This is a genomic window from Collinsella sp. An271 (assembly GCF_002159695.1).
Taxonomy (GTDB): Bacteria; Actinomycetota; Coriobacteriia; order Coriobacteriales; family Coriobacteriaceae; genus Collinsella; species Collinsella ihumii.
This window is the reverse complement of the sequence record NZ_NFJE01000004.1, coordinates 98070-110439: the sequence shown is the minus strand read 5'-3', so window position 1 is coordinate 110439 and position 12370 is coordinate 98070. Positions and strand designations below refer to the sequence as shown.

Annotated in this window: 10 protein-coding genes; all 10 read left to right on the top strand. The window is 64.8% G+C overall.

Annotated elements, in window-relative coordinates; genetic code table 11:
* Nucleotides 1–235: 235 nt before the first annotated feature.
* The 10 genes from secA to ftsX all read left to right on the top strand — a co-directional run bounded on the left by secA (nucleotide 236) and on the right by ftsX (nucleotide 12220).
* Nucleotides 236–3046, top strand: coding sequence for a preprotein translocase subunit SecA (secA, locus tag B5F74_RS04940; RefSeq protein ID WP_087200536.1), 2811 nt, complete (start codon nucleotides 236–238; stop codon nucleotides 3044–3046).
* Entirely contained in the window at nucleotides 3046–4191 is a 1146-nt protein-coding gene (gene prfB / locus B5F74_RS04935; protein ID WP_087200534.1) for a peptide chain release factor 2, read from the top strand. The genes secA and prfB overlap by 1 nt, the downstream gene beginning before the upstream one ends.
* Nucleotides 4192–4251: 60 nt before the next feature.
* The gene (locus B5F74_RS04930) at nucleotides 4252–5142 is read left to right on the top strand and encodes a YitT family protein (RefSeq protein ID WP_087200532.1); all 891 of its coding nucleotides are present in this window, start codon (nucleotides 4252–4254) and stop codon (nucleotides 5140–5142) included.
* Nucleotides 5143–5340: 198 nt separating this feature from the next.
* Nucleotides 5341–6162, top strand: a complete 822-nt coding sequence (locus tag B5F74_RS04925; RefSeq protein ID WP_087200531.1) for a transketolase — start codon at nucleotides 5341–5343, stop codon at nucleotides 6160–6162.
* A 5-nt stretch (nucleotides 6163–6167) separates the two neighbouring features.
* The gene (locus B5F74_RS04920; RefSeq protein ID WP_087200529.1) at nucleotides 6168–7109 is read left to right on the top strand and encodes a transketolase family protein; all 942 of its coding nucleotides are present in this window, start codon (nucleotides 6168–6170) and stop codon (nucleotides 7107–7109) included.
* A 176-nt stretch (nucleotides 7110–7285) separates the two neighbouring features.
* Nucleotides 7286–8677: a hypothetical protein gene (locus B5F74_RS04915; protein WP_087200527.1), complete on the top strand. Its 1392-nt coding sequence runs from the start codon at nucleotides 7286–7288 to the stop codon at nucleotides 8675–8677.
* Between the two features lie 398 nt (nucleotides 8678–9075).
* Nucleotides 9076–9615 (top strand): hypothetical protein, encoded by a 540-nt coding sequence (locus B5F74_RS04910; RefSeq protein WP_066834638.1) that lies wholly within the window; start codon nucleotides 9076–9078, stop codon nucleotides 9613–9615.
* 21 nt (nucleotides 9616–9636) lie between these two features.
* The gene (locus B5F74_RS04905; RefSeq protein WP_222704304.1) at nucleotides 9637–9867 is read left to right on the top strand and encodes a helix-turn-helix transcriptional regulator; all 231 of its coding nucleotides are present in this window, start codon (nucleotides 9637–9639) and stop codon (nucleotides 9865–9867) included.
* Nucleotides 9868–10110: 243 nt separating this feature from the next.
* Nucleotides 10111–11283, top strand: a complete 1173-nt coding sequence (gene ftsE, locus B5F74_RS04900) for a cell division ATP-binding protein FtsE (RefSeq protein ID WP_066834642.1) — start codon at nucleotides 10111–10113, stop codon at nucleotides 11281–11283.
* Nucleotides 11273–12220: a permease-like cell division protein FtsX gene (gene ftsX / locus B5F74_RS04895; protein ID WP_066834645.1), complete on the top strand. Its 948-nt coding sequence runs from the start codon at nucleotides 11273–11275 to the stop codon at nucleotides 12218–12220. The genes ftsE and ftsX overlap by 11 nt, the downstream gene beginning before the upstream one ends.
* The last annotated feature ends 150 nt before the right edge of the window (nucleotides 12221–12370 follow it).

Here is a 12370-nt window from a genome sequence, read left to right as displayed (position 1 = left end):
GTCTCCTTTCTCACTGCCATGAGCGTATGAGACGGAAGTCAAGAAAGCGTCAACATCGCGAGATTCTTTCGCACGACAGGGCACTGGCCTTTTGATTCAGAGCCGTTTCGTGTCGTTCCGCATGGTTTCCGTGTGACTGCACGTAACCTTCGCATAACGCAAACTGCAATTGGCTAGAGTAATCATCGACTGTGCATGCGCATGACTGCGCACGAAGATATGAGAAGGAAACCACATGGGATTCGTTTCAAAGCTGCTCTCCTTCGGGGCGGACAAGGACCTCAAGCGCTACGAGAAGATGGTCGTCAAGATCAACGATCTCGAGCCCACCTATGAGAAGATGAGCGACGAGGAGCTCGCCCATCAGACGGTTCTGTTCCGCGAGCGCTATGAGGGCGGCGAGAGCCTCGACAGCATGCTGCCCGAGGCGTTCGCCGTGGTCCGCGAGGCGTCCAAGCGCACGCTCGGCCTGCGCCATTTCGACGTCCAGCTCATCGGCGGCATGGCGCTGCACGAGGGCCAGATCGCCGAGATGAAGACCGGCGAGGGCAAGACGCTGGTGTCGACGCTCGCCGGCTACCTCAACGCGATTCCCGCTAAGGGCGTCCACATCGTCACCGTCAACGACTACCTGGCGCGCCGCGACTCCGAGCAGATGGGGCGCATCTACCACTTCCTGGGGATGACGGTCGGCCTGCTGCAAAACGGCATGCAGCTCGATCTCAAGCGCCCGGCCTACCAGGCCGACGTCACCTACGGCACCAACTCCGAGTTCGGCTTCGACTACCTGCGCGACAACATGGTCGTCCGCCCGCAGCAGCGCGTGCAGCGCGGCCACGCCTACGCCATCGTCGACGAGGTCGACTCCATCCTGATCGACGAGGCGCGCACCCCGCTCATCATCTCCGGCGCCGGTACCAAGTCCGCCGACACCTACAAGAAGTTCGCGCGCGCCGTCCGCGGCCTGACCCGTGGCGAGGAGCCCGAGTTCGACGTCATGGCCGTCGGCGCCGAGCGCCCCGAGCCCACCGGCGACTTCATCATGGACGAGGCCAAGCACACCATCGCCTGCACCGAGCAGGGTCTGGAGAAGGTCGAGCAGCGTCTCGGCATCGACGACATCTACGCCGACCTGTCCGGCCAGCTCGTGAACCACCTGCAGCAGGCGCTCAAGGCCCAGTACATGTTCCATCGCGACAAGCAGTACGTCGTGACGAACGGCGAGGTCAAGATCGTCGACGAGTTCACGGGCCGCATCATGGAGGGCCGCCGCTACTCCGAGGGCCTGCACCAGGCCATCGAGGCCAAAGAGGGCGTGCTCGTACGCGAGGAGAACCAGACGCTCGCGACCATCACCCTGCAGAACTACTTCCGCCTGTACGACAAGCTTTCGGGCATGACCGGTACGGCGCTGACCGAGGACGCCGAGTTCCGCGAGATCTACAACCTGGCCGTCCAGGTGATCCCGCCCAACAAGCCCGTCATCCGCAAGGACAACGATGACCTGGTCTACCGCACCATCGACGCCAAGTTCAACGCGGTGGCCGACGACGTGGCAGCGCGCCACGCCAAGGGCCAGCCGGTGCTCGTGGGCACGGTCTCCATCGAGAGCTCCGAGCGCCTGTCGCGCCTGCTCAACAAGCGCGGCATCCGCCACGAGGTCCTGAACGCCAAGTACCACGAGCGCGAGGCGCACATCGTCGCGCAGGCCGGGCGCCTGGGCGCGGTGACCATCGCCACGAACATGGCCGGCCGCGGTACGGACATCCTGCTCGGCGGCAACGCCGAGGAGCTCGCCCGCGAGGAGACGCTCGCGCTGGGCATCGACCCCGCCGAGAGCCCCGACGAGTACAAGCGGACCTATATGGAGAAGTACGCCGAGGCGCGCGAGATCTGCGCGAGCGAGCGCGAGAAGGTGCTGGCCGCCGGCGGCCTGACCGTGATCGGCACCGAGCGCCACGAGTCGCGCCGCATCGACAACCAGCTGCGCGGCCGTTCCGGACGTCAGGGCGACCCGGGCGAGACCCAGTTCTACCTGTCGCTCGAAGACGACCTCATGCGCCTGTTCGGCGGCGACCGCATGGACAAGGTCGGCGCCATGATGCAACGCTACGACATGCCCGACGACCAGCCCATCCAGAACAAGATCATCTCCAAGGCCGTCGAGGGCGCCCAGCACAAGGTCGAGAACATCAACTTCTCCATGCGCAAGAACGTCCTGGAGTACGACGACGTCATGAACAAGCAGCGCCAGGTCATCTACGCCGAGCGCAACAAGATCCTGGACGGCAAGGACCTGGCCGGGCACATCGACGAGGTCATCGACGACACCGTGTCGCGCTGCGTGCAGGAGTTCTGCGCGGTCGACTCGCGTTCCGGCGAGCGCGACCTCGAGGGCCTGCACAAGTGGCTCGTGGAGCTCACGGGCAACCAGGACGCCCCCGAGTTCGGCGACGAGGACTACGAGGACCTCAAGCGCGACGTGCTCTCCTACGTCGACACCTGCTACGAGCAGAAGTCCGAGCGCCTGGGCGAGAACCTCATGCGCGACCTCAACACCCAGGTCATGCTGCGCGTCATCGACACGCGCTGGATGAACTACCTGCAGGAGATGGACTACCTCAAGCAGGGCATCGGCCTGCGCGGCTTCGGTCAGCGCGACCCGCTGGTCGAGTACAAGTCCGAGGCGTTCGCCGCGTTCCACACGCTGGTCGACACCATGTACGAGGACTACCTGCGCACCGTGCTGCGCATCGAGGTGCGCCAGGCCCCCAAGCCCGAGCCCCCCTCGGCGCTCGACCACGCGACCTATTCCGGCCCCTCCGATCCGGACGGCGCCTCGACCCTTCGTCGCCAGGCCGCGGCCAACGCCGCCAACGCGGCCGGACGCGCCCCGCAGGGGACGGCCGGTGCCGCCGGCTCCACCGTGCGCACGTACCGCAAGGATGAGAGCGGCGACCCGTACGCCAACGTCGGCCGCAACGATCCCTGCCCGTGCGGCAGCGGCAAGAAGTTCAAGAACTGCCACGGCAAGGACCGTGTGTAATGGACGCGTCCACCGTGACCGTGGAGGATCTGGACTCCCTCGCCGTCCGTCTGGCGGAGGTGGAGTCCTATCTCCATCTGGAGGAGAAGCGCGAGCGCGTGGCCGAGCTCGAGCGCAAGAGCGCCGAGCCGGGGTTCTGGGATGATGCCGAGGCCGCCCGCTCGCTGATGGCGGAGCTCTCGCGCGACCGCGACGACGTCCAGTCGGTCGAGCACGCGCGCGAGAGCCTTGCCGACGCGCGCGCCGCGCTCGAGCTCGCCGAGGAGATGGGGGGCGACGAGGAGCTCCTCAAGGAGGCCGCATCGACCGTGGCCCAGCTCACGCATGCCATCGACGAGATGGAGCTCTCTTCGTGGTTCACCGGCAAGTTCGACCATGGCGACGCCATCGTCACCATCAAGCCGGGTCAGGGCGGCCTGGAGGCCCAGGACTGGACCTTCATGCTGTTCAAGATGTACATGAAGTACTGCGCGCGCCGCGGATGGAAGGTGACGGTCAACGACTGCCCGGCGGCAGAGGTGATCGGCATCGACCGCGCGACGTTCACGGTCGAGGGCAAAGACGCGTTCGGCATGCTGCGCGCCGAGGCGGGCGTGCACCGTCTGGTGCGCATCTCGCCGACCGACGACAAGAAGCGCCGCCAGACGACGTTTGCGGGCGTCGAGGTCATCCCGGTGCTGCCCGACGACATCGACATCGAGATCGCGTCCGATGACATCCGCGTGGACGTCTACCATGCGAGCGGTCCCGGCGGACAGGGCGTCAACACGACCGATTCGGCCGTGCGCGTCACGCACCTGCCGACCGGCATCGTGGTCACCTGCCAAAACGAGCGCAGCCAGATCCAGAACAAGGCGGCGTGCATGCAGATCCTGAAGGCCCGCCTCTACGAGCTCGAGCTGCAGAAGCGCGAGGAGGAGCTCGACCAGATTCGCGGCCCCAAGCACGCCATCGGGTTCGGCAACCAGATCCGCAGCTACGTGCTGTACCCGTATCAGATGGTGAAGGATCTTCGCAGCGGCGTGGAGACCGGCAACGTCGAGGCGGTGCTCGAGGACGGAGATCTCGACCCCTTCATCATCGGTTACCATCGCTGGGCGACCGGCAACGCCGACTACACGCCGAGCGAGTCGGACGTGGAGTAGGCGCCGTTGCTGTCGCCACGCGCGGCGGCCGGAGGCGGGGCGTGAGAGAGGGGATGCCGCATGGCCCGTCGTATCGACGTGCGCGCTTTGATCAAATCTCGGTTCGTGCATGAGCTCCCGCTCGTCGTTGCGGGCTGTGCTGTCGCGGCGCTCGCCATCGACATGTTCATGGTGCCGCAGGGCCTCGCCGCCGGCGGCGTGACGGGACTCGCCACCATCATCGCCGAGCTCACGCGCCGCTCCGGCTTCGAGTTGCCCGTCGGCATGCAGACCATCGTCATGAACGCCGTGCTTCTGCTCGCGGCGGTCCGCGCCGGCGGCATGCGCTATGCCGCCCAGACCGTCGTGGGCTTCGTGCTGCTCGGTTTCTTCACCGACCTGTTCGCCCCGTTCGTCTCGCCGCTCGCGTCGGGCGACCTGATGCTCTGCGCGCTGTGGGGAGGAATCCTGTCGGGCGTCGGCTACGGGCTGGTGTTTCGCTGCGGCGCCAACACCGGCGGGTCGGATACGGTGGCCCAGATCGTCTCCCGCAAGACCTCGCTGCCCGTCGGCACGACCGTCATGGCGATCGATGTGGCGGTGTGCGCGGCCAGCGCGCCGGTCTTCTCGCTCGAAAACGCCCTGTACGCTGCGCTCTCGATGGTGCTTATGGGCTTCGTGGTCGACATGGTGGTCGACGGCGCCGAGCGCAGGCGCGCCGCGTACATCATCTCCGAGAGCCACGACGAGATCGCCTACGACATCATGCACGGGCTCGATCGCGGCGTGACCGAGCTGTCCGCGCGCGGCCTGTGGAGCGGGCGGGAGCGCCCCATGCTCATGGTCATCCTCGATCGTCGCGAGGTGTCCGCGCTCAAGACCATCGTGGCCGAGCACGATTCCGACGCCATCATGTTCATCAGCGACGTGACCGAGGCGATCGGCGAGGGGTTCAAGGATTTCGAACGCTGACGGGCGGCCCCCTCCCAAAACGTACCATTGCGCGAAACCGCGCATTCTGACTGGTTCGCTGTGGTATGGTGGAGTAGTCGTGATTGCGGGTTTGACGTGCGCATACCGTGCTCGCGACAGCACGTCCGGATGGGGGCGTTTTCGTTGATCAGTGCTGTTCGGGATATAGCCTAACGCACACCACGGAAAGGAGGCGCCATGAGCGACGATGAGCTCAAGAAGGTTGCCAACGAGGTACGCAAGGGGATCGTGACCGCCGTGCACGCGGCGAAGTCGGGACATCCCGGTGGTTCGCTGGGAGCCGCCGACATCGTCACCTACCTGTATTTCGAGGAAATGAACATCGATCCGGCCGACCCGCGCAAGGCCGACCGCGACCGCTTCGTCCTCTCCAAGGGCCACTGCGCGCCGGCGCTGTACGCGGCGCTCGCCGAGCGCGGCTTCTTCCCCAAGGAGGACCTGGAGACGCTGCGCCACATCGGCAGCCATCTGCAGGGTCACCCCAACATGAACGACACCCCGGGCGTCGACATGTCCACCGGCTCCCTCGGCCAGGGCATCTCGGCCGCCGTGGGCATGGCCCTTGCCGCCAAGCACTGGGGTGATACCTATCGCACCTACTGCCTGCTGGGCGACGGCGAGATCGAGGAGGGCCAGGTCTGGGAGGCCGCCATGTTCGCCGGCAACCACGCTCTGGACAACCTCTGCCTGATCGTCGACCACAACGGCCTGCAGATCGACGGCAGCATCGAGGAGGTCAACTCCGCGATGCCCATCGCCGACAAGTTCCGCGCGTTCAAGTTCCACGTGGTCGAGGTCGCCGACGGCAACGATATGGCTCAGCTGCGCGCGGCCTTCGCCGAGGCGCGCGAGACCGCGGGCATGCCCACGTGCATCGTGTGCGAGACCGTCAAGGGCAAGGGCGTCTCCTTCATGGAGAACCAGGTCGGCTGGCATGGCAAGGCGCCCAACGACGAGCAGTTCGAGCAGGCCATGGCCGAGCTCGCGAAGGAGGCTTAAGAACAATGGCTGACGTGAAGAAGGTCGCCACCCGCCAGAGCTATGGCGAGGCGCTCGTCGAGCTCGGCGCCGAGCACGACGATTTCGTGGTTCTGGACGCGGATCTCGCGGCCGCGACCCAGACCGGCAAGTTCAAGGCCGCCTATCCCGACCGCTTCTTCGATGCCGGCATCGCCGAGTCCAACATGGTCGGCATCGCCGCCGGCATCGCGACCACGGGCCGCGTGGCGTTTGCGAGCACGTTCGCGATGTTCGCCGCGGGCCGTGCGTTCGAGCAGGTGCGCAACTCCATCGGCTACCCTCACCTGAACGTCAAGATCGGCGCCACGCACGCCGGCATCTCGGTGGGCGAGGACGGAGCCACCCATCAGTGCAACGAGGACATCGCGCTCATGCGCACCATTCCGGGCATGACGGTCATTGTTCCGTGCGATGACGTCGAGGCCAAGGCCGCCGTGCGCGCCGCCTACGAGATGGAGGGCCCTGTCTACATGCGCTTCGGCCGTCTGGCCGTGCCGGTCGTCAACGACGCCGACTCCTTCGAGTTCGAGATCGGCAAGGGCATCCTCATGCGCGAGGGCACGGACGTGACGATCGTCGCCTGCGGCCTCATGGTCCAGGCGTCGCTCGAGGCCGCTGAGGCGCTCGCCGCCAAGGGCATCTCCGCCGAGGTCATCGACATGCACACCATCAAGCCGCTCGATGAGGATCTCGTCCTGGAGAGCGCCAAGAAGACCGGCCGCGTGCTGACGGTCGAGGAGCATTCCGTCATCGGCGGCCTGGGCGACGCAGTGTGCGCGGTGCTTGCCGAGAAGAACCCCGTGCCGGTCAAGAAGCTCGGCGTGAACGACGTCTTCGGCGAGTCGGGCCCTGCGGTCGACCTGCTGCACAAGTACGGTCTGGACGCCGAGGGCGTCGAGCGGGCCGTCGAGGAGCTGCTCGCATAAGGACGCGGTGCACTATCGTGCGGGCGCAACTCTAGGGACAGTCCCTTAAATTTAACGGAGGAGGCGCATGCGCCTCCTCCGTTAAATTTAAGGGACTGTCCCTAGAGTTGCGCCCGCACGATTTAGGCTACGATAGGGCGCAGCGCGGGTGGACGTAATGGAAGAAGGGCACGCCGATGAGCGACGAGACTCGTCTCGAAACCGACAATGCCAAGGGCCTCGATCCCGATACGACATCGGGGGAGAGCGCGGCGACCAAGGTGCTTGCCGTCACGGCGACGGCCGCCTTCGCCGATGCCTGCGAGCTGGCGGCGATCGCGGAGCAGGAGCACCGCGAGGCCGCGCTGGCCCTCGAGTCGCTCGTCCAGGCGCCGTCCACCACGGCGATGCTCACCGAGGCGACGCGCTCCGGTGTCACCCAGGAGCTTCCCTATCGCGCGGAGGCCGAGGCGAGGATGGCGGCCGAGGCTGCAGCCGCCGGCGGGGACAACCCGGATGCGGGCGCCTCGCGGGGGCCGCGCCGCCTGCCGATATCCCGCCGCCATCTCGCAGTCGCGGGGGCGTGCCTCGCCGTTCTCGCGGTCGTCGCCGTGGGCGCGGTCTGGTTCGCGAACTCCTCGTTCGCGCAGCCCGACGCGGCGGCGGTCGAGCAGGTCCTCGCGGAGGACCCCGACATCATGGACGGCTTCGCCTCGAACGACTACGTCGACGAGACCCCCTACGAGCTGTCCGATGTCGTGCTGAACTCGTGCGAGGCCGATGACGACGGATCCTACATCGTCGACGCGTCCGCCACCATCTCCAACGAGAGCTTCGAGTCCGAATTCACGGTCGCGCTCAAGTTCGCGCGCGCATCCGAGAAGGATCGCTACGGCGAGCTCGCCCATGCGCAGGCGACGTCGACCGGGTGGGCGGGCGCCGTTCTGCAGACGAACGATACGACCGAGGCCATTGCCGGCGTCACGCGCGACAGCGCGTTCCCGGACGGCTTCGACGCCACGTTCGACCGGGCGGCCCAGACCTGCACGTATACGGCGCAGGACGTCTACGACTTCTGGTTCGGCGCCAATACGGTCAGCACGCCGTACACGTATTCGTTCAACGGGGATGCGTGGACGCGCACGCAGGGGGATGCGACCTCCACGGTCGCCTACGATGCCGATGCGCTTCAAGGCTCCTATGTCGCGTCCGACGGCGATGCGGCGAGCATGGTCGGCTTCAAGATCGACCATGTCGATATCGAGCAGGGGACCTTCACGGTGGAGTATCGCGCCGTGACGCCGGGGTTCGCGAGCGCCGAGATCACGGGCATCATCGACTGCACGCTGACCCGCATGACGCCGGACGGCGCGTGGCGGGGCTATCGCCAGACCGACGGGATGACCTATGTGTTCTCGGGTGATGGCTCGAGTTCCGGGGGCGAGGGCACGGCGCACCTCGAGGGTGCGCTCGGCCTGGACAAGTCGATCATCTTCTCGTTTACGGGCGACTACACGCGCGCCCCACTGCTGTTCGGGCAGCCGACGGACGAGTCGATGGAGCTCGCGGGCACGCTCGTACGCGAATAGGGACGCGCTCGAATAGACAACACGATATTGCTTCCTTCTTCCTATGCACAGGCTGTAGATAACTATAACTAACATATCGATAAGCACCAAAGTAAATAATTATCGAAACGTTTTCACCTGTGATAGTACCTGTACCATATTTCGAGCATGTGGAGACGTTCGCGGCTGGTGCCTGGACGCATACGTTCGTCATCTCATATTCGGGCATCTATAGCCGGTCGGGCGGCTGACGGGTCATTTGCCTGAAGCCGGGGTTGAAACGGGTCGTGGTATGGGAATGGAGGTGATCGGTGTGTCGCTCGCAGTGAAGAGCAAGCCGTCACGAGGTTCGCGTCGCGCTTTTCGTTCTCGAGGCGCCTTGTTACGCCATTCATAATTGAAGATTATATGGAGATTCTATGCTTCGCGAATCATTTTCCGACGTGCGCACGGCGGATTCCATGGTGCCCCGATGGGGCATTTCATACCGGCGCATCGTGGTCGGAGCCCTGTACGGTTTTTGCGGTGTCCTTGCGGTGGGGATCGGGCTGAATGCCGCGGTGATCATCGATCTGATCGCTGATCTGCTTGGGTCGGGCATGCCCGCGCAAGCGGTCCACTATCTTATCATCAGCGGGTTGATCATAGCCTTTGACCTGCTGATTCTTGCAGTCTTTCTTTCGTTTGTCCTCACTGTCGGACGTCGAGCGGAGTTCTTTTCAGCTGCGCAGACGACCCGCCTGGTCATGTTGGGGGCCCTGAACGCGGGCAGTGCCGTAGTGGGTCTGTTAATGCCGCGCTACAGCCTTCAGACCAACATAGGGGAGTGGCTGCGGGCCCCCGAGGTAATTCCGGATTTGGACCTCAATTCTCTTATGTTTTCTATGATGTTCTTTGCACTTGCTGGAGTCTTTGAATACGCTAGAATTCTTCAAGAAGATTCGGACAGTATTCTGTAGGTGATCTAAGTGCCCATTGTGATGCGTCTCGACCGTGTAATGGCGGATAGGAAGATGAGCTCGCTCGAGCTTGCGGAGAAGATCGGTATCTCTCCGGTCAACGTGTCCCGTATCAAAACCGGCAGGTTGAAGGGCATTCGCTTCTCGACCCTGACGGCTATGTGCGAGGCGCTGCACTGCAAGCCCGGCGATATCATCGACTGGATGGACGACGACGAGTACGTCCAGAACTTCGGCAAGCTGCCGGAGTAGCAGACGCCTGATCAATAGCGTTGCCTATGTGGGGAGGACCTCGCGTCTTCTCCACATATCGCATGTCTCGATGCCGTGGTCCGCTGCGTGCGGCTCGGATGGCGCCGGCGTTCGCGTCGCTTGTGCGCGAACGTTTTATGGTTATGTGCCATGGCGCTGCCGTGCTTTATCTGTGCATGCAGAAATCCACTGGTAGAATATCCAGCGTATGTAGTTCAAACGCACGACACGAAGGAGCTTATAGTGGGTAACCACTTCCGTAAGCCCGGTGACGAGCAGGTTGCGAACGGCGCGCCGGTACCAGAGGCCGCGACGGCCTCCCCGGTTTCCGTCGACGAGACGGGCGATCTGTTCTCGCAGGCGGCGGCGCCCGAACAGGCGGCGCAGCCGGTCGCCGACCCCTTTGCCTACGCACCTGCCCCCGAGCAGGTTCCCGCCGTCCCCGAGGTGCCCTCGGTGCCGAGCCTGGATGCCGTCCCGTCGCCCGATGCGGCGCCGGCAGCGGACCAGTCGCTGTTCAGCATCCCGTCTCCCGCCGAGCCCGCCCACGCCGATGTGTTCATGACGCAGGCGGCCCCTGCGCTCGATTCGAGCGACGAGTCCGAGCAGCGCCAGATCGACGATGTGAACGAGGCCCTGACGAGCCCCGATTTCACCTCAGTGTTCGCACCGGTGCAGGAGTCGCGCAAGCAGATGGCGCGCGAGGCAGGCGTCGAGCCGGTCATCCTCATGGAGCACCTCACCAAGATCTACGCGGCCCAGCCCAACAAGCCGGCGCTCGACGACGTCAACCTGGAGATCTATCCCGGTGAGTTCGTCTTTCTGGTCGGCCACTCCGGTTCGGGCAAGACGACGCTGCTCTCCACGATGATCCGCGACGTCAAGCCGACGAGCGGCCGCATCCTGGTCGCCGGCCAGGACCTCATGCGCATCAAGAACCGCAAGGTCCCCTTCCTGCGCCGCCAGATCGGCGCGGTGTTCCAGGACTTCCGCCTGCTGCCCAACAAGACCGCGTACGAGAACGTCGCGTTCGCGCTCGAGTGCATCGGCAAGCCCAAGGCGGTCATCCGCAGCCAGGTGCCCGAGGTGCTGCGCCTCGTCGGCCTGGCCGATCAGATGGACTCCATGCCCGACCAGCTCTCCGGCGGCGAGCAGCAGCGCGTCGCCGTGGCGCGCGCCATGGTCAACCGCCCGCCGCTTCTGATCTGCGACGAGCCGACCGGCAACCTCGACCCGGCGATCTCGCTCGGCATCATGAAGCTGCTCGAGCGCATCAACCGCACGGGCACGACCGTCATCGTGGCGACGCACGACCGCGAGATGGTCGACTCCATGCACCGCCGCGTCATCGCGCTCGAGGCGGGCCACATCGTTCGCGACCAGGAGAGGGGAGGCTACGGCAACTATGGCGCCTAGCAACTTTGGGTATTCGCTGCGCGAGGCGGGCAGCCACTTCGCACGCAACCTCGGCACCTCGATCGGCGCAGTCATCACCATCTTTCTGTCGCTGTTCATCATCGGCCTGTTCATCCTGGGTTCCGCGGTGGTCAACTCGATGATCGGCTCGGTGGAGGATCAGGTGAAGATCAACGCCTTCATCTCCGACGACGCGACCGACGAGCAGATCCAGGCGTTCTACGACAAGCTGACGAGCTGGGAGAACGTCAAGAGCGTCCAGTTCAAGACGAAGGAAGACGCGCTGGCGGACTACACCAGCAACATCTCCAACAACGCCGACATGACGCTCGGTGCGCTCGACGGCGAGAATCCGCTGCCCCGTTCGTTCGTGATCGAGATGTACGAGCCCTCGCAGGTCGAGGAGACCGCGGAGCGCATCAAGGCGGACACCGACTTCCGCCAGATCGTCGACGACGACAACCCCGATGTGGACGACGTCGAGGCCGACGTGAACGCCGGCGTCCTGTACGGCCAGGAGGAGGTCAGCGTCCTGTTCCAGATGACGGCCTACATCCGCGTCGCGGTGGTCGTGCTCGTGGGTCTTCTGACGTTCATCTCCTTCATTTTCATCAACAACACCATCCGCCTGTCCATCACCGCCCGTCGCCGCGAGATCGCCATCATGCGCCTGGTGGGCGCGTCGAACAGCTTCATCCGCGGGCCGTTTTTGACCGAGGGCGTGCTGCAGGCGCTTCTGGGCTCGCTTCTGACCATCGGCGCCTTGGAGCTGTGCCGCAACTTCGGCATGCCGATGATCCAGAGCGTCGTCTCGTTTTTGACCATCAACATCCCGCTGCGGATGTACCTGTTCACCTACGCGGCGCTCGTGCTGATCGGTATCGTGATCGGTCTGTTCGGTTCCGCGATCGCCATGCGTCGCTACCTCAAGGTGTAGACGACGCGCGACAGCTTGCTTGCATGGGGCCGCCTTCGGGCGGCCCTTCTTGTTCTCGCCGCGGGTTCGCCCCCGCCGCGCAGTCTCGTCGACGGTACGCCATAGGCACATCGCCCCGTCGACGGTACGCCATAGGCACGTTATTCGCTC

What these genes read in the sequence shown, in the direction of transcription:
- secA (WP_087200536.1), top strand. Translation starts at nt 236, where the DNA reads ATGGGATTCGTTTCAAAGCTGCTCTCCTTCGGGGCGGACAAGGACCTC.
- prfB (WP_087200534.1), top strand. Translation starts at nt 3,046, where the DNA reads ATGGACGCGTCCACCGTGACCGTGGAGGATCTGGACTCCCTCGCCGTC.
- B5F74_RS04930 (WP_087200532.1), top strand. Translation starts at nt 4,252, where the DNA reads ATGGCCCGTCGTATCGACGTGCGCGCTTTGATCAAATCTCGGTTCGTG.
- B5F74_RS04925 (WP_087200531.1), top strand. Translation starts at nt 5,341, where the DNA reads ATGAGCGACGATGAGCTCAAGAAGGTTGCCAACGAGGTACGCAAGGGG.
- B5F74_RS04920 (WP_087200529.1), top strand. Translation starts at nt 6,168, where the DNA reads ATGGCTGACGTGAAGAAGGTCGCCACCCGCCAGAGCTATGGCGAGGCG.
- B5F74_RS04915 (WP_087200527.1), top strand. Translation starts at nt 7,286, where the DNA reads ATGAGCGACGAGACTCGTCTCGAAACCGACAATGCCAAGGGCCTCGAT.
- B5F74_RS04910 (WP_066834638.1), top strand. Translation starts at nt 9,076, where the DNA reads ATGCTTCGCGAATCATTTTCCGACGTGCGCACGGCGGATTCCATGGTG.
- B5F74_RS04905 (WP_222704304.1), top strand. Translation starts at nt 9,637, where the DNA reads ATGCGTCTCGACCGTGTAATGGCGGATAGGAAGATGAGCTCGCTCGAG.
- ftsX (WP_066834645.1), top strand. Translation starts at nt 11,273, where the DNA reads ATGGCGCCTAGCAACTTTGGGTATTCGCTGCGCGAGGCGGGCAGCCAC.